This window comes from Kribbella sindirgiensis, assembly GCF_004331435.1.
GTDB lineage: Bacteria > Actinomycetota > Actinomycetes > Propionibacteriales > Kribbellaceae > Kribbella > Kribbella sindirgiensis.
The window spans coordinates 1-773 of sequence record NZ_SJKA01000045.1 but is presented as its reverse complement, the minus strand read 5'-3'; the positions used below and the strand labels follow the sequence as shown (position 1 = coordinate 773).

1 protein-coding gene is annotated in these 773 nt (G+C 69.9%); it reads right to left on the bottom strand.

All coding sequences use genetic code 11. The features are described from left to right. Nucleotides 1-773 (bottom strand): DUF222 domain-containing protein (locus tag E0H50_RS42670; protein WP_131297158.1); only part of this gene is annotated, 773 nt, incomplete at both ends.

Sequence of the window (773 nt, the reverse complement as noted above, 5' to 3'; positions counted from 1 at the left end):
GTGGGGCGTTTGGCGAGGTCGGCCATGGCTTGGATGACGATCCACATTTGCTGGATTTTGTCGGCGGTGTGGACGACCCAGAGTCCGGCCATGCCGTCGGGCAGGGGGACGATTTTGCAGGTGCGTTCGGTGACGGCGTTACGGTGCCGGTCGGTGTCGTCGCGGGTGGTGTGTTTGGCGACCTGGCGGCGCAGGGACGCGTTCAGGTTGGTATGGGTCTGGCCTGGGGCGCGGCGCAGGACGTGGGCCTCGACGGCTTGGGCGGCGGCCTCGGAGAGGGGGAGGGTCGCCTCGGAGATCGCGACGGCTTTCGACCAACTGAGGGCGCCGCAGCGTAGTGCGGTGTGGGTGGCGGTCAGGGTGCCGGTCAGGTGGAGTGCGGTGTCGATGTGGCGGGCTGCGGTGTTGGTGGACAGGTGCAGGGCGGCGCCGATTTCGGCGGCCCAGGAGCGTTCGGGGTCGATGGGGCGGCCGGCGGTGTCGAGCTGGGTTGGGCGGGGGATCTCGGTTGCCTGGGCTTTGCGCTGGCGGACGAACGAGGCGATCGCGTCGGTTTTGATCGACTCGCCCCAAGACACCAGCCGGCTTGCGGCTTTCATCAGCTCGATCAACGCGACGGGCGACTCGCACTGCGGGCGCACCGATTCCAGCGCGGCGGCCAGTGCGGCGCCGGGCGGAAGGAACGCCCACGCCGGCGCCTTCAGCCGCAGCATCTCGCGTTCGGCCTCGTCCTGTTCGGCCCCGGCCCACAACTCCCACTCCAGCCCGTCCAC